Source organism: Lysinibacillus sp. SGAir0095, assembly GCF_005491425.1.
Lineage (GTDB): Bacteria > Bacillota > Bacilli > Bacillales_A > Planococcaceae > Ureibacillus.
The window spans coordinates 316,937-337,984 of record NZ_CP028083.1; the positions used below are offsets into that span (position 1 = coordinate 316,937).

Annotated in this window: 15 protein-coding genes; 11 read left to right on the plus strand and 4 right to left on the minus strand. The window is 37.3% G+C overall.

Annotation, left to right across the window (positions count from 1 at the left end; genetic code table 11):
- Window positions 1–164: 164 nt before the first annotated feature.
- The 3 genes from C1N55_RS01560 (at window position 165) to C1N55_RS01570 (ending at window position 5,225) form a co-directional block, all read left to right on the plus strand.
- A complete protein-coding gene (locus tag C1N55_RS01560) occupies window positions 165–1,646 on the plus strand; it encodes an aldehyde dehydrogenase family protein (protein WP_137727174.1) in 1,482 nt (493 codons plus the stop codon).
- A gap of 22 nt (window positions 1,647–1,668) precedes the next feature.
- On the plus strand, window positions 1,669–2,838 hold the full coding sequence (locus C1N55_RS01565; protein ID WP_137727175.1) for a saccharopine dehydrogenase family protein: 1,170 nt from the start codon (window positions 1,669–1,671) through the stop codon (window positions 2,836–2,838).
- Between the two features lie 215 nt (window positions 2,839–3,053).
- Complete coding sequence (locus C1N55_RS01570) at window positions 3,054–5,225, plus strand: beta-propeller domain-containing protein (RefSeq protein WP_137727176.1); 2,172 nt, start codon at window positions 3,054–3,056, stop codon at window positions 5,223–5,225.
- A 71-nt stretch (window positions 5,226–5,296) separates the two neighbouring features.
- Here the strand turns inward: C1N55_RS01570 and C1N55_RS20705 are convergent, their stop codons facing one another.
- Window positions 5,297–6,745 (minus strand): polysaccharide deacetylase family protein, encoded by a 1,449-nt coding sequence (locus C1N55_RS20705; protein WP_240758349.1) that lies wholly within the window; start codon window positions 6,743–6,745, stop codon window positions 5,297–5,299.
- 127 nt (window positions 6,746–6,872) lie between these two features.
- On the opposite strand from C1N55_RS20705, the gene C1N55_RS01580 reads away from it, so the two are divergent.
- Window positions 6,873–7,622: a threonine/serine exporter family protein gene (locus tag C1N55_RS01580; protein ID WP_137727177.1), complete on the plus strand. Its 750-nt coding sequence runs from the start codon at window positions 6,873–6,875 to the stop codon at window positions 7,620–7,622.
- Window positions 7,623–7,632: 10 nt separating this feature from the next.
- Complete coding sequence (locus C1N55_RS01585; protein ID WP_137727178.1) at window positions 7,633–8,115, plus strand: threonine/serine exporter family protein; 483 nt, start codon at window positions 7,633–7,635, stop codon at window positions 8,113–8,115.
- 74 nt (window positions 8,116–8,189) lie between these two features.
- Here C1N55_RS01585 and C1N55_RS01590 read toward each other — a convergent pair whose 3' ends face one another.
- Window positions 8,190–10,217, minus strand: a complete 2,028-nt coding sequence (locus tag C1N55_RS01590; protein WP_137727179.1) for an EAL domain-containing protein — start codon at window positions 10,215–10,217, stop codon at window positions 8,190–8,192.
- Window positions 10,218–10,655: 438 nt separating this feature from the next.
- Here C1N55_RS01590 and C1N55_RS01595 point away from each other — a divergent pair, with 438 nt between their 5' ends.
- From C1N55_RS01595 to C1N55_RS01615, 5 genes are all read left to right on the plus strand, one after another.
- Window positions 10,656–12,389, plus strand: a complete 1,734-nt coding sequence (locus tag C1N55_RS01595) for an ABC transporter ATP-binding protein (protein WP_137727180.1) — start codon at window positions 10,656–10,658, stop codon at window positions 12,387–12,389.
- Window positions 12,389–14,218, plus strand: a complete 1,830-nt coding sequence (locus tag C1N55_RS01600) for an ABC transporter ATP-binding protein (RefSeq protein ID WP_137730491.1) — start codon at window positions 12,389–12,391, stop codon at window positions 14,216–14,218. Before C1N55_RS01595 ends, C1N55_RS01600 begins: the two co-directional genes overlap by 1 nt.
- A 102-nt stretch (window positions 14,219–14,320) precedes the next feature.
- On the plus strand, window positions 14,321–15,199 hold the full coding sequence (locus C1N55_RS01605; RefSeq protein WP_137727181.1) for a GNAT family N-acetyltransferase: 879 nt from the start codon (window positions 14,321–14,323) through the stop codon (window positions 15,197–15,199).
- Between the two features lie 189 nt (window positions 15,200–15,388).
- On the plus strand, window positions 15,389–16,300 hold the full coding sequence (locus C1N55_RS01610) for a 1,4-dihydroxy-2-naphthoate polyprenyltransferase (RefSeq protein ID WP_137727182.1): 912 nt from the start codon (window positions 15,389–15,391) through the stop codon (window positions 16,298–16,300).
- A 166-nt stretch (window positions 16,301–16,466) separates the two neighbouring features.
- On the plus strand, window positions 16,467–17,408 hold the full coding sequence (locus C1N55_RS01615) for a ring-cleaving dioxygenase (protein WP_137730492.1): 942 nt from the start codon (window positions 16,467–16,469) through the stop codon (window positions 17,406–17,408).
- A gap of 431 nt (window positions 17,409–17,839) precedes the next feature.
- On the opposite strand, the gene C1N55_RS01625 is transcribed toward C1N55_RS01615, so the two are convergent.
- Window positions 17,840–18,775, minus strand: coding sequence for an aldo/keto reductase (locus C1N55_RS01625; protein WP_137727184.1), 936 nt, complete (start codon window positions 18,773–18,775; stop codon window positions 17,840–17,842).
- A 997-nt stretch (window positions 18,776–19,772) separates the two neighbouring features.
- Here C1N55_RS01625 and C1N55_RS01630 point away from each other — a divergent pair.
- On the plus strand, window positions 19,773–20,768 hold the full coding sequence (locus C1N55_RS01630; RefSeq protein WP_137727185.1) for an LLM class flavin-dependent oxidoreductase: 996 nt from the start codon (window positions 19,773–19,775) through the stop codon (window positions 20,766–20,768).
- Window positions 20,769–20,833: 65 nt separating this feature from the next.
- On the opposite strand, the gene C1N55_RS01635 is transcribed toward C1N55_RS01630, so the two are convergent.
- Window positions 20,834–21,046 (minus strand): hypothetical protein, encoded by a 213-nt coding sequence (locus C1N55_RS01635; RefSeq protein WP_137727186.1) that lies wholly within the window; start codon window positions 21,044–21,046, stop codon window positions 20,834–20,836.
- Window positions 21,047–21,048: the final 2 nt, after the last annotated feature.

Consider the following 21,048-nt stretch of genomic DNA (forward strand, 5'->3'; position numbering starts at 1 on the left):
AATAATAAATATATACCATCTAAGGTTACGTTTTCCCTCTTTAAAAGTTTCATTTAATAATTTTTCCTTTGATTTAATAATCTATAAAGAGGGGTTTCGGAAGGGAAAATAGAATAAAGAACGATATAAGTGATAATTCGAGCGAAAATACAAGGGGGATGTTTATGGAACTTCAAAACTTTATCGGTGGTAAATGGCAGGCTAATGATGACCTTCAAACAATTCCTGTAGTAAATCCTGCCAACAGTGACCAGCTTGCAAGAGTACCGTTATCAACCAAAGCACAAGTTGCAGAAGCTGTTGCTGCTGCTAAAAAGGCGCAAAAGTCTTGGGCACTGACGCCAGCTCCAAAACGAGCTGATTTTTTATATGAAATTGGATATAAATTAAGAGAAAAAAAGGAATATCTGGCTCAAATTTTAACAAAGGAAATGGGAAAGGTAATTGAAGAAGCGCGTGGTGAAGTCCAAGAAGGTATTGATATGGCATTTTATATGGCGGGGGAAGGCAGAAGATTATTTGGTGAAACAACTCCTTCTGAGCTTGCCGACAAATTTGCAATGAGTGTTCGAGCGCCGATTGGGGTTGTAGGGCTTATTACACCATGGAATTTTCCAATTGCAATTGCGACATGGAAATCCTTCCCAGCAATCGTTTCAGGAAATACATTTGTATGGAAACCGGCAACCGAAACACCTATGATGGCCTATGAAATGGCTAAAATATTTGAAGAAGTAGGCTTGCCTGATGGTGTAGCAAATGTTGTTTTCGGTGCGGGCTCTACAGTTGGGACTGAGCTAATCGAACATCCAGATGTAAAAGTGATTTCATTTACTGGTTCTACTGAAACGGGAAGTAAAATAGCCGAATTAGGTGGCAGACATCTAAAAAAAGTTTCACTTGAGATGGGCGGCAAAAATGCGGTCATTGTGATGGAGGATGCTGATCTGCAGCTAGCTGTGGAAGGCATCATTTGGAGCGCTTTTGGTACAGCAGGACAGCGCTGTACCGCTTGCAGTCGAGTCATTGTCCAAAAAAATGTAAAAAACAAACTAGAACAAATGCTAGTTGAAGAGATTAGTAAATTAACAATTGGGGATGGTCTGGATTCGAATAATAAAATCGGTCCTGTCATTAACGGGGCTGCTTTAGAAAAAATCAATCATTACGTTGAAATTGGAAAACAAGAAGGTGCTACATTACTTGTTGGTGGCAGAACGTTAACAGCACCTCCTTTTGATAAAGGCTTTTACTTTGAGCCTACCGTTTTCACTGACGTGAAAAATGATATGGTCATCGCACAAGAAGAGATTTTTGGTCCAGTATTAAGTGTCCTTGAAGTTGCTAGTTTGGAAGAAGCCATCGAAGTAAATAACAGTGTGAAATTTGGCTTGTCGAGTTCTATCTTCTCCCAAGATGTTAATAAAATATTTAAAGCCCAAAGAGATCTGGATACAGGAATTGTGTATGTCAATGCGGGAACAACAGGAGCGGAAATCCATTTGCCATTTGGGGGCACAAAGGGAACTGGAAATGGGCACCGTGACTCAGGTCAAGCGGCATTAGATGTTTATACAGAATGGAAAAGTATCTACGTAGATTATAGTGGGAAGCTACAACGAGCGCAAATTGATACAGAAAACTAAACAGCGAAAAGGGGATGTTGTTATGAAAGTTGTCGTTTTAGGCGCTGGCTTGATGGGGAAAGAAGTTGCACGGGATTTAAATTCAAGCGAAAAAGTAGAGAAAGTGTTTTTAGCAGACATTGATACATCTGCGGCTCAAAAATTTGTTGACTCACTTCAATCGGAAAAAATTGAAGTAGTGGCATTAAATGCAAGAAACGAAGAAGAGCTTCGCACGGTCATGTCTAAAGGAGAAGTTTGTGTTAATGCACTTTTCTATGAATTTAATAAAGTTGTAGCCAAAACAGCTATTGAAGTAGGCGTTCATTCCGTTGATTTAGGAGGACATATTGGGGAAGTAACGGAATATCTACTTACTCTTCAAGATGAGGCAAAAGAAAAAAATGTCACATTAATACCAGACTTAGGTGTGGCACCGGGTATGATTAATATTTTAGCAGGATATGGTGTTTCTAAGTTAGATTCTGTAGAGTCCATTAAACTTTATGTGGGGGGGATCCCTACTAAACCGGAACCTCCTTTAAATTATACATTGGTCTTCTCGCTTGAGGGTGTATTTGACCACTATACAGAGCCAGCGAAGGTGATTCAGGGAGGAAAACTTACAGAAGTTCCATCTCTTTCTGGAGTTGAGCCTATCTATTTCGATCATTTTGGTGTGCTGGAAGCCTTCTATACTTCGGGTGGTACATCAACACTTATTAATACATTTCCAAACGTTAAGACTTTAGAGTATAAAACAATTCGTTATAAAGGGCATGCTGAGCAATTCAAGCTTCTTAATGAGTTAGGATTCTTGAGTAAAGATAATTTAGTCGAAGTTGATGGGCAGCCAATGTTGGTTCGAAACGTTGTACGTGAGGCCTTAAAGAAAAAGCTGGAATTAGGGGATAAGGAAGATGCAGTATTATTACGGGTGATTGTAGCTGGTGAAAAATCAGGGGAGCAAGTAACCTATGAATACGAATTAAATATTAAACGCGATCAAGAAACGACTATGACTGCAATGGCACGTGCTACAGCTTGCACGATTGCAACAGCAGCAGTCATGATTGGTAGTGGTGTTATCCAAGAACGTGGCGTTTTCCCTCCGGAATCCATTGTACCAGGAAAAGAATATATTGAAGAAATGGCAAAACGCGGTGTTATGATCAAGGAAACCTCCCACCGCTCCACTATTGTAAAATGGTAACAGTTCAAATTTAACAGCCAAGAAACCCTAAAGTTAGTTCAACTAGCTTTAGGGTTTTTTCACTTTGTACCATAGCTTCGTCAAATAGGATTGATGATAAAGTACAAAGGGGCTCACTCATTTTTTATTACTAAAAATTTATTTGTAAAGGGTGAAACGAATTCAAATTATGAAAGTCTAATCGATTAAACAAAAAAAATAAAGGAGTGAGCTACTTGAAACGAAGGATTTTTGCAGGGGGTATATTAGTAGTAACGATTGCGATTATTTCTAGTGTTGTATTCTTCTTTTTTGGGCAAAAACTTGAAGTAATGAGTGCATCAACTGTCATGGTAAAGCAGCCTTATCATGTTCACTTTTCTAAAGCCGTTGCGGAGAACAGTATTAAGGATCGAGCAATTTTTGTAACCAATTCCGATGGAGACAGGGTGAATGCAACCATTACACTACAGGAAAACCAACAATCGCTAACGGTTGAAGATTTAAAGCCAGGTCAATATGTTCTGCATATTGAAGAAAAAGCATTTGAAAAAAAATCATTAAATACTAAAAAACAGGTGATTGAATTTAAAGTCATCGAGGAAATAGAGAAGATTTCATCAGTTCAAGATTTACAAGACTACTTCCATACTATTTTAAACAGAGAATCAAAAAATCAAGATCTCTCAACAGGAGCTACAGAGGAAATTGAAGAGGTAGCAACTTTTAACGAGGCGTCTGATAAGGCGAGTTCAGGAGCGGGAGCTGGGTCAACCCATTCTACAACAAATAACCAAGTTGATGACATTGAAGAAGGTGATATTGTTGCAACTGATGGTAAATTTATCTATTCCATCCTTGATAATCAGGTTGTCATAACAGATGCAACGAAGCCAAATTTAAAAATCGCAAGTAAAATCACATTAGACTCAAATAGCTATCCGACCCAATTAATGGTTCATAACGATATTCTGATAGTCATTACCGATCAATACATTGAGACGAAAAAGGATGGATATGTAAGTGGGATTAGTATGACAAAGGCTTCCTTTTACAATGTAAAGGATGCAGCGAAGCCGAAATTGATTAGAGAAATTGGGCAAGATGGATATGTAAATGGCGTTCGTAAATACGACAATACACTGTATATCGTGACAAATAAAACGCCGGATTACTGGTTGCTGGCGGAACAGAGTGATGTTGAGCTTCGACCGTATATCTATGATAGTGCGGAAGGTGAAGAGTTGGAGCCGATGGAAATTGAAAAATTAACGATTCTACCTGGCTCAAGTGAACCGAATTATACGGTTATTACTGCCATTGACTTAGCTAATTTTGAAAACGAAAAAATCGAAACAAAAGGATTTTTAGGTGGGAGTTCTGCCCTCTATATGTCCAAGGAAGCGTTATATTTAACAGCTGTAAACTACTTGCCGATAACAACTTTTGAAGAGAACAGTTCGTCAAAAATTGCTTCAGATATGGCAATCATGCCGGCTTTAGCATCAGATACGGAAATCTATAAATTTTCCATTGATGGGACGGATGTAGAATTTAAAGCAACTACATCTATAAAGGGGTCGATACTAAATCAATTTTCGATGGATGAACATGATGGTTATTTCCGCGTGGCAACAACAGAAGGGAATATTTTTGGAGATGCAGATGAACCTACCAAGAATCACTTATTTATCTATAATGAAAATCTAGAAAAAGTAGGAGAGGTAACAGATCTTGCTAAGGGGGAAAAAATTTACTCTGCTCGGTTTATGGGGGATAAAGCCTATATTGTAACCTTTAAGCAGGTAGATCCTTTATTTGTAATTGACCTGCAAAATCCGAAAAAGCCTGAAGTGTTGGGAGAATTAAAAATTCCAGGCTTCAGTAATTATCTCCATCCTTTAGATGAAAACCATTTGATAGGAATTGGCTATGATACTGAAAACAGGGTGGATGGTGTTTCAAAAGAGCCATTTACAACAACGACGGGAATTAAAGTGTCCTTGTTCGATATTACGGACTACGCTAATCCAAAGGAACAAGATAGCGTTGTAATAGGAGGACGTGGTACGCATTCAGAGGTTGAATATAATCACAAAGCCTTGTTTAGAAATGAAAAGAACAACTACTATGGTTTCCCGGTGATTGTTTATGAAGGGAAAGGTGAGTATGATGTTGAATATAAAGGTTCTGGAGCTGTTGTTTACGAGATTACTGCAGAAAATGGTATTAAATTAAAGGGTGATTTAGTGAAGCCTGCAGAAGACGGCGAGGAATATGAGGATTGGGAATCGCTTGTCTCTCGTTTGATGTATATTAACGATACGCTGTACACGGTTTCTAGAGAAGAAGTGAAAAGCTACAACTTAGATACATTCAAAGAAATTAGTAGTGTGAAAATCAACTAAAGATTAGGCGATGAAAAGAGTGATTCTTTCATCGCCATTTTTATGCTAGTCTTTATTATTATGACATTCGTTTACTTTTGAGAGGCTAAAATTTCACTCACTGTTACGCATTCGTAGCCTTGCTTTTGCAAATAATTTAAGACACTTTCTAAACCATCGGCAGTCGATTGGTGAATATCGTGCATTAAAATGATATCGTTATTTTTAATATTCTTCTGAACCATAGGTAGTAGCTTACTAGAATCACGATACTTCCAATCCAATGTATCAATTGTCCACAAGACAACGGGCATATTGATTAAATCCGTAACCTGTTTATTCTTGGCTCCATAAGGTGGGCGGAAAACACTAGGATAATGGCCAGTTACCTTATAGATTATATTATTCGTGGAGCTTACTTTTGATAGCACACTTTTGGAGGTTAGTTTTGTTAGCCTTGCATGGTCCCATGTATGGTTTCCGATCTCATGGCCACGAGCTAATACGTCCTTTACAACAGATGCATTACCTTCAACTCGCTCCCCGACCATGAAAAACGTTGCCTTTGCGTGATATTTATCTAACGTATTTAAAATTTGATTCGTAATTTTTTTGTGTGGTCCATCATCAAAGGTTAGAGCAACCCGTTTGCTCACATTTCCCTTTTGATCAGAGGTAAGAATTGTAATTTCACTCTTCGTTTCAGTTTGAAATTCAGCTGCTAAAATAGGGTTAATAAATGTCAATGGAATTGAGAGTGAAGGAGATCCTATCGATTTATTCGAAAACTCGCCTTTATTATAATAAAGTACTAATGAATCATTTTCGATAGCGAAACGATCATAGCGTTCCCAATAAGGATAGGAAGCATGATTCCATTTTGAGAGATTAATATTTTTTTTATAGCCTTTTTGTTCCAGCATTTTTTGACGAACGTATTTTGATAGTTTTTCAAGATTGGAGACATCCTGATTAAATAAAATCCTTGGAAAAATTCGATTTCCCGTTTTTACATTAAAGACAACAGTATTAAAGGATTCTTCAATATTTTTACCTTCTAATTCTAGTTGTTTCGTAAAGATAATAGAGTAATAGGCTTGCTTGTATTTACTAATCTTTACTTGGATTTTTAGATTACTTTTAAGGTATGGATTTTCCTTTTTCTTCTGCTCGGCTGCTGATAGATATTGTTGTTTTGAAGTCTCTATGTATTTGGTAATTTCTTTATTGATCTTTTCATACTTTGTTGTTGGATACATGATGGAATAGGGGGGTGTTGAATTGTTCGGCGTTTCATTAAAAAGGCGGATACCATCAAAGTCAGATGGAACTTCAACGACTGATAAAGTTGGCGTTTTGCCCTTTTCCTCCATTTCTACTTTTGTAGTATTTTCATGAGCGCCTTCAGGAGGGCTACTAGCAGAAACAGTGGAAGCTTGGTATTTTGAATCGCCAGATATGAAAATAAACATCCCGATGAATGCAGTTAACATACATATGGAACTTAGTAATAAAACATCTAACCATTTATGATGTTTCATGGTCTTGCTCCTTTCTGTTTAAATAATTATTCTACTTAAATTAAAAATAAACAAAAATATGTATTGAGATATGTGAATCTGTTCGATAATATGAGCATGGAGAAAAAAGGAGATTAACGAAAAATTTATGAATAAAGAACAACAATATGAATTAGCCCTTGATTGTTTATTACTAGCTGGCCGGCTTATGATGGAAAGTGGTGCAGAAACCTATAGGGTGGAAGATACGATGCTTCGAATGGCTCGCTCACAAAACATTGAAGATGCACAAAGCTATGTTACACCGACAGGGATTATCCTATCATTAGGAAAAAGACAGGTAACAAAAATTACTTCAATTCCAACAAGGATTACTGATTTGCATAAGATTGCTAAAGTCAATAACGTTTCTCGTAAGCTTTCAGTTCAAATGATAACATTGGAAGAAGCCTTTGACGAGTTAAGAATGATACAAAAAACAAATTATTTCTTGCCAATTCACATTCAGATGTTAGCCGCCTCTATAGCCAGCAGTTGCTTTTTAATTTTGTTTAACGGGTATAAATCCGATATGCCGGCAGCCTTTGTAGCAGGGGGGATAGGTTTTGCCGTTGTGACTGTTATTCAAGAAATGACTAAAGTAAAATTTTTCTCGGAATTTCTTGCGGCATTAGTTGTGGGCTTAGTTGCTTCTCTTGCAGTCCACTTTGGATTAGGGACGGAGATGGATAAAATTATTGTTGGAGCAGTAATGCCTCTAGTTCCAGGATTGGTCATAACAAATGCAGTTCGAGATTTAATGGCTGGCCACTTTACAGCAGGAATTGCAAAAGGAGCTGAAGCATTTTTAACAGCGTTTGCAATTGGTGCTGGCATAGCGGTCATTGTTGCTTTTTAGGAGAGTGGATATGGAGTTAATCATACAATTAATATTTAGTTTTATATTTACGGCATGCTTTGCTGTAATTTTTAACGCACCGACTAAAGCGATTCCTTATTGCGGTTTTGTTGGAGCTATAGGGTGGATAATTTATTATGTGCTCATACAATTTGATGTAACAGAAGTACAGGCATCCTTTATAGGGGCATTTGTCGTTGCAATCGTGGCGCAAATTTTTGCCCGCCGTTTTAAAATGCCGATGATTATCTTTAATGTATCAGGAATTATTCCACTAGTTCCTGGTGGTATTGCATATAATACTATGCGTAATATTGTAGAACTAGACTATAATATGGGTATTCAAAACGGGATGAGAGCCTTTATGATCTCAGGTGCCATCGCTATGGGACTTGTGTTTGCAGAAGTAATTATCCAATTAATGATGAAGTTTTTTAAAACAGGTCTTACTTCAATGCAATCCTTTGCTCGTGCAAAGAGAAGGCAAAAATAGAATCGATAAAAAAGAAAGGCTACTTTTTAATTCGTAGGTAGCCTTTCTTTTATTTATCTTAGCTAAAAATAGATTTATTTGACCGAGTTTAACGTTAGCTGAGCAATTGCTTTTTCAGATACAGGTTTACTAATCAGATAACCTTGAATAGCGTCACAGCCATACTCCTGTAGAAGTTTTTGTTGTTCTATCGTTTCGACACCTTCTGCCAACACCGTTAAGTTCATAGATTTACCGAATTGAACCATTCCATGTATTAATCGTTGAGTTTTTTCAGACTGAAGAAGCGAATGAATAAACGTCTGATCGATTTTCAAAGTTTCGATAGGTAGAAGCTGCATATAACGGAATGACGCATAGCCTGTACCAAAATCATCAAGGATAAAGACGATTCCCTCTTCTTCAAGCTGACGCATTTGTTTAATAATTGACGTCTCTGCCTCAGCCTCTAATGCAAATTTCTCTGTAATTTCAATTTGTATTAGATTAGCAGGGCATTGTGTGCTTTCTAAAGTCGATAAAATCGATTTTGCCATGTTTTTATCACGGAATTCGCGAACGGATAAGTTAATCGTTACTTTTAAATCGAGTCCTGCTTTCTCCCATTTAACAGCTTGCTTACATGCTTCTTCAATAACGAATGATCCAATGTTATTAATTAACCCTGTTTCCTCAGCGATAGGAATTAATTCTTCAGGTTTTACTACCCCGATTTCATCATCTTCCCAACGAACCAATGCTTCAACAGCCAAAATTTTACCTGTGTGAATATCCACTTGTGGTTGATAAAATACCTTTAAATTTTGTTGATCAAGTGCCAGTAATAATCGTTTTTCGATAATTGATTTACGGTTAATCGCTTTATGTGTTGCATTTGATAATGAGACAATATTATCTCCACCTGCTTCACGGACATTAGCGATGGTAGCAAGTGATGCCTTCATTAAATGTGGGAATGTTGACTGATCCTGTGGTGAACGTGTAATACCTCCACTAATCGAAATAGGGACAGCCACATTTCCAGTGTAGATTGGGTTTTGTTTTAAATAAGTTAAGAACCCTTGAGTAAACCATTCGCCAAGTGGTGTAATAACCACAAATTCATGCTCATTGATTCGAGCCATTTCACTGTCTTGGAAGTATATTTTCATTCTTTTTGTAAATTCTGTAATTAAATTTTCTTCCATTTGACTATTATGAAGTTCTTTAATTGTGTAATATTTATCGATACTAATATAAACAAAAGAGAAGTGACGTTTCTCTTCAATCATATCATTTACTACTTGTTCCAAACGGTGAGCATTCATCAAGCCAGTTTCTGGGTCAATGTAAGCAATCTTTTCAAGCTGATGTTTCATTTTTCTTTCGTTTGTAATGTCTTTTTCAAATAATACAAATTCATAATTTTTCGTAGTCGGTGAGTACGTCGGGATAGCAGTTAAATGCACCCAATAAGGTGAGCCATCCTTTGTGATTTTTTCTACATCACCTTCCCATATCTGGCCTAAGTTAATGGTTTTCCAAATGGAATCCGTAACTTTCATACTGCTTTCGGTATCAGGAAACAGCTGCCAGAATGTTTTGCCTAAAACTCGCTTTGGCGTCCAGTGACTGATTGTTAAAAAGTTTTGGTTACAGTTTAGAATCAATCCCTCTGCATCTATAGTTACTACCATATAGGAAGAGTAAAGGCCGTTCATTAGATCCTTCAATACTTGCATGGAGTCATCCATTCGAGTGTAGGACTCCTCTAAAATACACGTAACTAAAACGGCAGGTTCATTGTTGAACAAGACATTTGAGGTAATTATTGCTGAATCTGTCATTGTATCTGATTTTGTTAAAAGTTGAACTTTTTCAAAAAGCAATGACTCTTTTCCTAATAACAGATTTTGGTAGGCTTCCGCTGATAGAGAAGATAGTAAACCTGTCTTAATGGCAGAAGGGGTAATCAGAAAGTCCTCCACCTCATAACCAAAGTATTTCTTGCTTAAATCGTTCCAAGTAAGTACTTCACCATTTCGATTTAGTACAAAAGAAGGGAAAGGGGACAAATTTACCAGGTTTTCATCTATTGCCATGTTTGTTTTCTCTTGGTTCATTCGTTACTCACTCCTAAATAGCCGTAAATTCATACTATTTATTATAAAGATTTAGTGGCAAATAGTCACTATTAAAGTGTTGGGAAGTTTTTGTTTAAAAACCATTAGGGGTAAAAAAGTAATGTTAGAGTAGAAAAAATTTAAATAAAAGATTGATAATAGATAAAACGAACTATTTAGGGTCACGAATAAAGTATTTTCCGATTAGCTTGTGTGATGCGAAATCTTGTCTTTTTGTGTTTTTAGCCTAAGGAAAGCAATCTGCTCGTTTGGATTAGTTTCTTACGACTTTAGGTGGTTGGCAATTTTTAGGCTTTGCATTATGCTTATATATATTACGGGTTACGAAACAAAAATATAATCGACATTGTGATCACTTTCCATACGAAGAATAACATCAAGAGTGTGTCAATGGAATGAGAGTTAGGGGTGAATGTTTTGAAAACTGTTTTTTCATATGTAAAGCCATATAAATGGCCAGTATTAATTGCATTATTTTTAATGTTTACTGAGTTAGTCGTCGAGCTCACCCAACCTTTAATCATTGCAAAGATAATCGATGATGGAATTGTCGTAAAGGATATCGGAACGATTGGGTTTTGGGGGATAATCTTACTAATTTTAGCCTTCGCTGCATTTGCTAGTGGTGTAATTAACTCCTATTTTTCATCTCATGTAGCACAAAGCTTTGCTTATGATTTGAGAAATGCTTTATTCAGTAAGATTCAAGCCTTTACGATGACAACTTATTTACGCTTTCCTACATCAGGATTGATTACTAGGCTAACAAGTGATGTGCAACAGGTGCAGTCTGTATTATTCATGAGTCTGCGAATTATGATTCGAGCACCACTATCTGCTTTGGGAAGTTTAGTGATGGCATTTTTCGTTAATCCAAAAATGGCAATGTTTTTACTAATAGGGACACCTATTTTGATTGTTTTCTTAGTGATTATTGTGAAGAAAGGTGTACATCTATTTAGTGAAGTGCAAAGTAAGCTAGATCGTGTAAATCGGGTTCTTCAGGAAAATTTGCAAGCAATTCGATTAGTAAAAGCCTATATGCGCGGCGGTTATGAAAATAGCAGGTTTCAAAAGGTTTCTAGCCATTTACAGCTCGATACAGTGAAGGCCCTTCGAATAATGGAGCTTATTCAACCGGTATTATTATTTGTCATGAATGTAAGCTTATTAGCTGCTCTGTGGTTTGGTTCAATGGATGTTCGAAACGGTGATGCCCAGGTAGGGGAGCTAGTAGCAGTTGTCAACTATGCTTTAAGAATGACAGGTTCTTTTTCGATGTTTGCATTTATCATTATTGCCATCTCTCGTGCAAAGGCTTCATCTGAACGAATGGAGGAAATTCTTCTAATCGAAAAGGGAACCGAGACATACGCTACTTCTTCTAATCCGTTAAGTATAAATTCTGATGACAATGAAGCGATTCGATTTGAAAATGTAACTTTCCAATACCCAAATACAAAAAAGAATGTCCTTCAAGATATCTCCTTCTCTGTTGAATCAGGCGAAAAGCTAGCGATCATGGGAGCAACTGGTGCAGGTAAGTCGACGCTTCTTAACCTGCTACCGAGATTTTACGAGCCAACTAAGGGGGCAATCTTCGTAAATGGTCGAGATATAAAGGATTGGTCACTGGAAGAACTAAGAGCGATTATCGGCTATGTCCCACAAAGCTCGATGTTATTTACAGGTTCTATTTATGAAAATGTAAGCTGGGGTAAACAGGGTGCTTCTATGGATGAAGTGGTGCTTGCCACTACAAATGCTCAAATACATCAAACTGTTGAAAGTTTCCCGAATGGATATAATACAAGAGTTGGCCAAAAAGGGGTTAATCTTTCCGGCGGACAAAAACAACGCCTATCTATTGCTCGTGCTCTAATAAGAAATTCTTCAATATTAATCTTGGATGATAGTACAAGTGCGTTGGATGTAAAAACAGAGACTGCCTTCTGGGATGCGATAGAAGGGGAACGAGCTACAATGCTGGTGGTCACCCAAAAGATTCGAACTGCAAAAGGAGCGGATCGAATTCTTTTGTTGGATGAAGGATTTGCAATTGGTTATGGAACACATGAAGAACTGCTCAAAACAAATGCTCGTTACAATCAAATTGTTATGTCACAACAAGAGCAAGAGGGTGAGGCGTGATGAGATTCATACGAAAACCGTTTGGCTATGAACCCATCCTATCTAAGGAAGATGTGAAAGGTCCTCTCATCAAAAAGGAAAAGGGGCCACGAGCAAACAACTGGAAAAATACACTTTTGCGAATTTGGAAAATTGTGGATGAGAGAAGAGCTTTATTAATTGCTGTCTTACTATTGGTTATTGTGAGTTCTGCGATGGCTCTTTTAGGTCCTTATCTAATTGGTCATATGATCGATGAATATGTATTGAAAAATCAATTTGATGGAATGCTCCCAATGATCATTGGGCTAGTCTTCATCTATATTGTGTTGGCTTTATCGCTCTTTTTCCAAAACTTCTGGATGATTGGGATTGCACAAGAAACAATTTATCGAATGCGTACAGGGGTGTTTCATCACTTATTGCACTTACCTGTTACCTATTTCGATAAACGACAGCATGGGGAATTAATGAGTCGAGCAACAAATGATATCGAAACTGTGAGTGCTACTTTAAACACTTCCTTTATCCAGGTGTTTTCAAGTTTACTGACGTTAACAGGTACAGTGATTGTAATGCTAACCTTAAGTCCATTGTTAACATTGTTAACGATGCTGATTATTCCTTTCATGTTTATGGCAACTCGCTGGATTACTAAAAGAACAGGAAAGTTATTTAAGGAACAGCAAGCTGCGATAGGTGCTTTAAATGGAATGATCGAGGAGACGATTTCTGGGCAGCGGGTCGTGAAGGCATTTTCTCAGGAAGAACGAGTGAAGGACGAATTTCGCGAAAAAAGTGCACGTTACCGAAGAACCGGATTTTGGGCGCTTACTTATTCCGGTTTTATCCCTAAAGTGATGAACCTATTAAATAATATCAGCTTTGCTATTATCGCTGGAATTGGTGGACTATTAGCTTATAACGGTTATGTTTCAATAGGGACAATCGTTATTTTTACAGAATACTCCCGTCAATTTACACGACCTTTAAATGACTTGGCCAATCAGATGAATACAGTTTTATCAGCTATTGCAGGGGCAGAACGAGTTTTTTCAATTATGGATGAAAAGATGGAAGAGGATACTGGTATAGTCGATTATCAGCATAAGCTTTTAGGTGAAGTTGAATTCCGCAATGTTTCGTTTAAATATGAATCAGCTGAAGAAGCCTATACATTAAAAAATGTAAATTATCATGTGAAGCCTGGTCAAACGGCAGCATTAGTTGGAGCAACTGGTGCGGGAAAAACGACCATTATGCAGTTGATTGCTAGATTCTATGATGTAGAAAGCGGAGAAGTCTTGTTTGATGGTGTGAATGTTAAGGATATCAAGAGACAAACGCTAAGAAGTCAAATGGCCTTTGTATTACAGGATTCATTCCTATTTGAAGCAAGCGTTTATGAAAATATTCGTTATGGTCGGCTAGATGCAACAAAGGAAGAGGTTGAAGAGGCATGTAAGAAAGCAAATGCCCACGACTTTATTATGAAACTCCCAAATGGGTATGAAACGATTCTAAATGCTGATGGAAGCGAAATTTCACAAGGGCAAAAGCAGCTTCTCTCCATTGCCAGAGCCTTTGTAGCGGATCCGGTGATTTTATTGTTAGATGAGGCAACAAGTAGTATTGATACCTTGACAGAGCTGAAAATCCAACAAGCTCTAGAGGAACTGATGAGAGGAAGAACGAGCTTTGTAATCGCCCATCGACTTAATACGATTCGAAATGCAGATGTTGTATTTGTCATGCAGCAAGGGCAAGTGATGGAATCAGGAACACAGAAGGAATTAATGGAGCACAATGGTATTTATGCTAGCATGCTTAGTCAATCTGGTATTAAATGAATGCGCTAGGTAATTACATGTAATTCCTCAAAGGACCTTGCGACTGTATGAGCCTTCATCTAAAATGAGAAGCATAAGTTTAAGAATCGGAGAGTTTTATAAATGAACCTTTCAATCATTACGCAGTCGTTTCCAATCGATCTGGAAACTTATAATGAAATAAAAACGTTATGCGAATCGGCAATTCTTTCAGATAACTATAATTATAGTTCTGTTTTAAGTTTACAGGATTCTCTTAACTTTCATGTAAAGGGCTTTTTTGTCCTTGCCTATGATAATGAACAAGATCAGCTAGTTGGTGTAGCGAGTGCTACAGACCAAATGGGATTAAATACGTATGAATGGTCAATCTTAGTTGCCCCAATGTACCGCGATATTGGTTTGGATGAAGCATTGCTCAAAGTGATTGGTGATGGCTTGCATCAACGAGGGGCTGAGGGAGAATTAGCCTTAGTGATTGAAAATGATACACCCCGTCGTAGATTTGTAGAAAAGTATGGTTATTCCTATAGTTTTTCGGAAGCAACCTTAGAAGCGCATCCTGAAGAGATGGATTCACTTGAGTCCATTCATATTCGCCCATATTTAGAGGCTACCGATCAGGAGGCCTTAATAGAAATCTTTGGCAATGCCTTTGGGGATCTACGTGAAGAATCAATTGAGCTAATTCACTACAATACGATGTCAGAAGGTAGAGTGTTGTGGGTAGCCGAAATGGACGGAGAAATTGTGGGTACAGTTACTTCTTCCAAGGAAGGGAATGCCCAATCCATTTCAGCATTAGCCGTACATCCAGACAAACAGGGGCTAGGCGTAGGAACTGCCTTATTAAATTGGGTAAAAGATTTTGCAATGCGTAACGGCGACTCAATTGTCATGCTGGACGTAGAACTTGAAAACGAACGAGCTCTAGCAGTCTACGAAAAAGCTGGATTTATTAAATCAATGCAAGTCGATTATTTTGTCTATACAGGTGAGTAGGGGGATGCCCACAAATCAAGAAAGATTTGTGGGTGTTTTTTGTGTTGTGTAGAGGAGTATCCAATAAAATCCATCCAGTCAAATTTTGATCGCAAGAAACATAGAGAAGTCGTGATTGAGCATTCGTGTGAATTTGATATAATGAAGGAATGTGAAAAACTATAAAAGAGAGGTTAGTTGAATAGATTCATGGAAAATGAAAAAAATATGAGTCCCGCAAAATTAATGTGGAAAATGACTCGACCACATACATTAACGGCAACATTTGCACCTGTTATTTTAGGAACAGTGATTGCTTTATTTAATACTCAAATTGATTGGCTATTATTCATCGCAATGATGATTGCCTGTCTAGCTCTGCAAATTGCAACAAATCTATTTAATGAATATTACGATTTTAAACGAGGTTTGGATACAGCTGAATCTGTCGGAATAGGCGGCGGAATTGTACGTCATGGTTTAAAGCCTAAAAATGTACTAACAGTAGCTATTCTGCTATATGTATTGGCTGCTTTTATCGGTGTATATATTTGCGCGAATAGCAGCTGGTGGTTAGTGGTTATTGGATTATTTGGTATGGCTGTGGGCTATTTATACACAGGTGGCCCACTACCGATTGCTTACACACCATTTGGAGAATTATTTGCTGGTGCCTTGATGGGGACGGGCTTTGTATTAATTGCTTACTTTATTCAAGCTGGTGATTTAACGCTAACTTCAGTGTTGCTTTCAATTCCGGCGGGGATTTTAGTGGGTGGCATCAATATGGCAAACAATATCCGTGACATTGAAGAAGACACTAAAGGTGGACGCAAGACATTGGCCATTCTTCTTGGTAGAGATAAGGCTGTTCTTTCTTTAGCAGTTGCCTTTGTCATCTCATATCTTTGGATTACTGTTCTTGTTTTCATGGGCACAGTAAGTCCTTTTGCATTAGTTGTACTATTAAGTGTGAAGAAACCCATTTCAGCTATTCAAGGATTTAAAAAAGGTGAGAAAGAGCCGCAATTTATGCGAATTGCTATGAAATCAACAGCTATAACAAATACTCTATTTTCATTCTTATTATCAATCGGATTATTAATAAGTTATCTTTTTTAACAAAAACGTCTCTCTACAAAAGTAGAGAGCGTTTTTGTTTAGAAATTTAGAACGTGTAAATAATAGTGGGGCAGTGTTAATCAATGGATTGATTTTATCTCGAATTCGAGATAATATGGTTGTAAGGAATATTGGCTTTGGATTATCGATAAAAGGGGGAAGGGAAATGCCAACAATTTTAGGTCATCATCATATTTCCATGATTTCGAAAAATGCAAAGAAAAATGATGAGTTTTATAGACAAACTCTAGGGTTACGCAGAGTGAAAAAATCGGTCAATCAAGACGATCCATCCATGTATCATTTGTTTTTTGGAGACTTGGTAGGAAGTCCTGGTACAGGATTAACATTCTTTGAAATCCCAATGGTGGGAAGGACTCACCGAGGTACAAATGCGATTACCCAGATTGGACTTCTGGTACCGTCAGTAGAAAGTTTACATTACTGGAAATCACGCTTTGAAGAACTAAACGTAAAACACGATGAAATCTCGCGTTACGCAGGCAGAGAAGCGCTTTTCTTTGAGGATCCAGAAGGCTTGCGTATGATTCTTGTGAATAACAAAGGCGAGGAAGTACCAGAGTTCTGGGCAACGTGGGATCAATCGAACGTGCCAAGGGAACATCAAATTTTAGGGATGGGTACTATCGAAATTACTGTTAAAAATGCTGGTAAACTAGAGCGAACATTGACTGAACTATTTGGTTTTATTGTACTGGAGCGTACGGAGGAGCAAATCCTTTTACAATCGATTGAAGGGCAGGCATTTGGTGAAATTTTAGTGAAGGAATTGGATGGTCCAAGCGAGAAGCCAGGCCGTGGAAGCATACACCATCTCGCGTTACGCGCAAAAGACGATGAGGAATTAGCCTATTGGGATGAACAAGTAAAAATGCGCGGATTCCGTTCTTCTGGTATTGTAGATCGTTTTTACTTTAAGAGTCTCTATTTTAGGGAGTCCAATGGCATCCTTTTTGAAATTGCTACTGACGGTCCAGGATTTACAGTCGATGCAGAGGTGAAAAACTTAGGTGAGGAACTAGCTCTACCTCCATTCCTGGAAGATAGAAGACAAGAGATTGAAAATAAATTAGAACCACTTGATTGATAGATGAAGCCGTGCCAAATTTAATTGGTACGGTTTTGCTTCTTATATGGAAATAAGCCTATATGGGCTTTGAAATAATAGTCTTTCATTTAATATGCTAAACCTTAAATATGTATTCGCATATCCTAGTCACATGCTCACACCTTTCTTTTTCTATTTTCATAGAGTAGGACAAAGGGAGGTGAAAAATAATGTTCTTCTTAATTCTGGCAGTGTCTTTAATAACTTTGGGGCTAGTGATGTATGGTATTGGCAAATTAACAAAGAGAGGATGGCTGAAACATCTTGCTGTAATTCCGGTTATTGCTGGTATTGTGCTTCTATTAATTGTAGTATACTACTTGTTCACTTTAGGAACGCTACCTACATCACTAATATAAGAGGAATAGTGAAAGGGTGACCGTAACAAAATGTTCGGATCACCCTTTTTATTATGCCTTGAATAGTGTATCTATCGCTAAAATATCATCATTTGATAGCTGCACATCCAGAGTTTTTAAATTATTCAGCACTTGCTCCGGGTTTTTAGCACCTGGAATGATGGCTGTAACTGCTTCCTGATTCAAGTACCAAGCCAAGACAACATGGGAAACATCTACTCCTTTTTGATGAGCGATATTCCGAACCTGCTCTACTTTCGCTAGATTTTTTGCAAAAACCTCTTCTTGGAAATAAGGAAGTCTTGTACGGAAATCATTGAAAGTGGACTTCGTTGTATATTTTCCAGTAAGTAAACCAGAAGCTAGTGGGAAGTAGGGTATGAAAGAAATGTTATTTTCAACTGTATAAGGGAAATAGGTTGATTCAGCTGAACGGCTCAATAAATTATATTCTCCTTGTACAACATCCACATAGCCATCCTTATTTGCTTCTTTTAATTGTTCAGTTGAGAAATTAGAAACGCCTATAGCACGAATTTTCCCCTCATCCTTTAATTGTTTTAATGTCCCGATTGCTTCATCCTTAGGTGTAGCTTCATCCGGATAGTGGATATACAGTAAATCGATATAATCAGTTTGAAGACGTTTCAAACTTTTCTCAACTTCACTACGTAAAAAGGCAGGTGAATTATCGATTACTGTCTGGCCATCCACAAATTTTTGAGCAATCTTTGTTCCGATAATGACATCGTGACGTTTACCGCTTTCTTTTAATACTTCAGCAATTAATTCCTCTGAACGTTCGGGTCCATAACTAAAAGCGGTATCGATAAAGTTCATACCGTTATCAATGGATGTCCGGACTAAATCCTTACCGATCTCCTCATCTAAATTTGGGTATAGATTATGTCCCCCAACAGCATTGGCTCCTAACCCGATAGGATTTACAAAAAGCTCTGATTTTCCTAGTTGAACTTTATTTACCAAGATAGCACCCTTCTTTCTTAAATTTTTTTATTATCTTAAGCAGATCTTGTTAGTAGATTGTTAGATTTCTAAAGTTCATTTTAACCATTTTATTCCATAAAATAAACTAATCAGATTCGAAAGAGGAGTTCAGAAATAATGCTTTTCCTTTAAAGGTGTCGATTTTGGTGGATTAATGGTAGCTTGAAAACACATCCGAATTGTAGTGCGGAAATTTAGTTCGATGAAATTTTATGGCTTCATAGATGTTGGTGTAATAACACGCAGTATTCAAATTTTTGTCAACCTTGGTTGACGAATAGGCTAAATTTGTAAGGGCTAATTGTCGATATGTGAAACTAATTTTAAAATTTTATAAAGAAAGCGATTTAATAGTAGGGAAATTTACATGACCAATCCCAAAGTATAGTTAATAAGCTTCAATGGTCTGGAATTTTTGTCAACCTTATTGACGATATTGTTATATGAATAAAATCCTCATGTCGATTAGGGTAGGAAAGATAATTAATCTATTGTTATAGTTATTAGAATTGTGGGTTTTTAAAAGCGAGTTCATTTATAGTTGACCTAATTAAGGTGGGTGACGGAATTTTTGTCAACCTTGTTGACGGTATAACTATAGTAGAAAATAAAATTGTCGAGAAAGAGAAACTATTATTTAATTTACTAACATACTAAAAGTTAAAGTAGGAAATATGAATAGCTCCCTTTCTAGGTTGATATATTAAATCGAGGTGCTGGAATTTTTGTCAACCTGGTTTACCAAAAAAGTATATTATTGATAGTTGTGTGTCGTATGATGGCATTTAAAATATCCATTGCTGATAAAAAATGAATAGCTAAAAACAATTCGACATTATTAAAAGTTCAATGCTAGAGGCATGTAATTAGATTTATTGTCCATTATTTCTTACAATGAAACTAATTCCGATAGCATTGATATGTTTTTTGTATGGACCATATCTGGGGATGCTTATAGAGAAGGGAGTCTTCAAAGATGAAATTAAGTGTATTAGATCAAGCACCAATAACGAGCGGGAATACCGCATCAGATGCTTTAGCAAAAGCAGTAGAATTGGCGGTTGTGGCAGAGGAGTTAGGCTATGAGCGAATTTGGATGGCTGAGCATCACAACACAAAGGGGTTTGCTAGCTCAGCACCAGAAATTACAGCTTCGTATATTGCAGCTAAAACCAATCGAATTCGAGTAGGCACTGGTGGAACAATGATTATGCACTATTCTCCATATAAAATTGCTGAAGTGTTTAAAACATTAAGTGCACTAGCGCCGGGCCGAATAGATTTCGGAGCAGGCAGGGCTCCTGGGGGCGATAATTACGCCATGTATGCATTAGCTGAAGGACGCCAACCACAAGTAAATAATTTGTATGAAAAGCTGCAATGGACTTTGGATTTTTTAAATGAACAAGCACCACAAAATCCATATTATCAAAGAGTGATTGCTTCACCTTCTAATATCGTTCTTCCACAAAGCTGGTTACTTGGTTCAAGCGGAAATAGTGCTGTACAAGCTGGGAAAATGGGATTGGGTTACTCCTATGTCCAATTCTTTAATGGCTATATGAATAAAAAGGTGTTTGATGCCTATAAATCGAACTTTATTCCATCACCATTTATGGAGAAGCCTGAAATAATCGTATCCTATTTTGTAACCGTTGCAGAGAGTAGGGAAGAAGCTGAGTATCAAGCAAAGCCGGCTGATATTGCTCGGCTTTTATTTAATCGAGGACAGGTAGATTTACTGAGAATGACCCCGGAAGAAGCAAAGGATTATCCATTAACCGAAATGGATCGTATGTGGATTGAGGAAAACAGAAACCAACACTTCGTTGGTACACCTCAAGAAGTAGCAGACCTATTACTACAAGAACAAGAAGAATACGGGTTTGATGAAGCGATGATTTGTACAATCCCACATTCACAAGATGCAAGATTGAATGTGTACCGTTTGTTAGCGAAGGAATTAATGTAAGGTGATCATATTGAAACACTTGGATGACATCAATCCAAGTGTTTTTGTTACGCAATTTTTGATTTTTACATTTTCCCTTTTTTAATCCATGTCCAGATTCGATAGCTGCCAAATAAAGAGACGGATAAAAGCAAAAACAACATAACGAAATAGATTGAAAGCCTATGTATCTCTTCTAATCCTTTCAAATTACTTATTACAAAGAACGTTAGACCAAAAGCCATTAAGTAACAAAATACGTTAGGAATAATCCAAGCTAGTCTTAACTTTCTATTCAAAT

Coding starts and splice junctions, on each gene's coding strand:
- C1N55_RS01580 (WP_137727177.1), top strand. CDS start 6,873: ATGAATAAAGAACAACAATATGAATTAGCCCTTGATTGTTTATTACTA.
- C1N55_RS01560 (WP_137727174.1), top strand. CDS start 165: ATGGAACTTCAAAACTTTATCGGTGGTAAATGGCAGGCTAATGATGAC.
- C1N55_RS01590 (WP_137727179.1), bottom strand. CDS start 10,217: ATGAACCAAGAGAAAACAAACATGGCAATAGATGAAAACCTGGTAAAT.
- C1N55_RS01610 (WP_137727182.1), top strand. CDS start 15,389: ATGGAAAATGAAAAAAATATGAGTCCCGCAAAATTAATGTGGAAAATG.
- C1N55_RS01585 (WP_137727178.1), top strand. CDS start 7,633: ATGGAGTTAATCATACAATTAATATTTAGTTTTATATTTACGGCATGC.
- C1N55_RS01600 (WP_137730491.1), top strand. CDS start 12,389: ATGAGATTCATACGAAAACCGTTTGGCTATGAACCCATCCTATCTAAG.
- C1N55_RS20705 (WP_240758349.1), bottom strand. CDS start 6,745: ATGAAACATCATAAATGGTTAGATGTTTTATTACTAAGTTCCATATGT.
- C1N55_RS01605 (WP_137727181.1), top strand. CDS start 14,321: ATGAACCTTTCAATCATTACGCAGTCGTTTCCAATCGATCTGGAAACT.
- C1N55_RS01615 (WP_137730492.1), top strand. CDS start 16,467: ATGCCAACAATTTTAGGTCATCATCATATTTCCATGATTTCGAAAAAT.
- C1N55_RS01630 (WP_137727185.1), top strand. CDS start 19,773: ATGAAATTAAGTGTATTAGATCAAGCACCAATAACGAGCGGGAATACC.
- C1N55_RS01565 (WP_137727175.1), top strand. CDS start 1,669: ATGAAAGTTGTCGTTTTAGGCGCTGGCTTGATGGGGAAAGAAGTTGCA.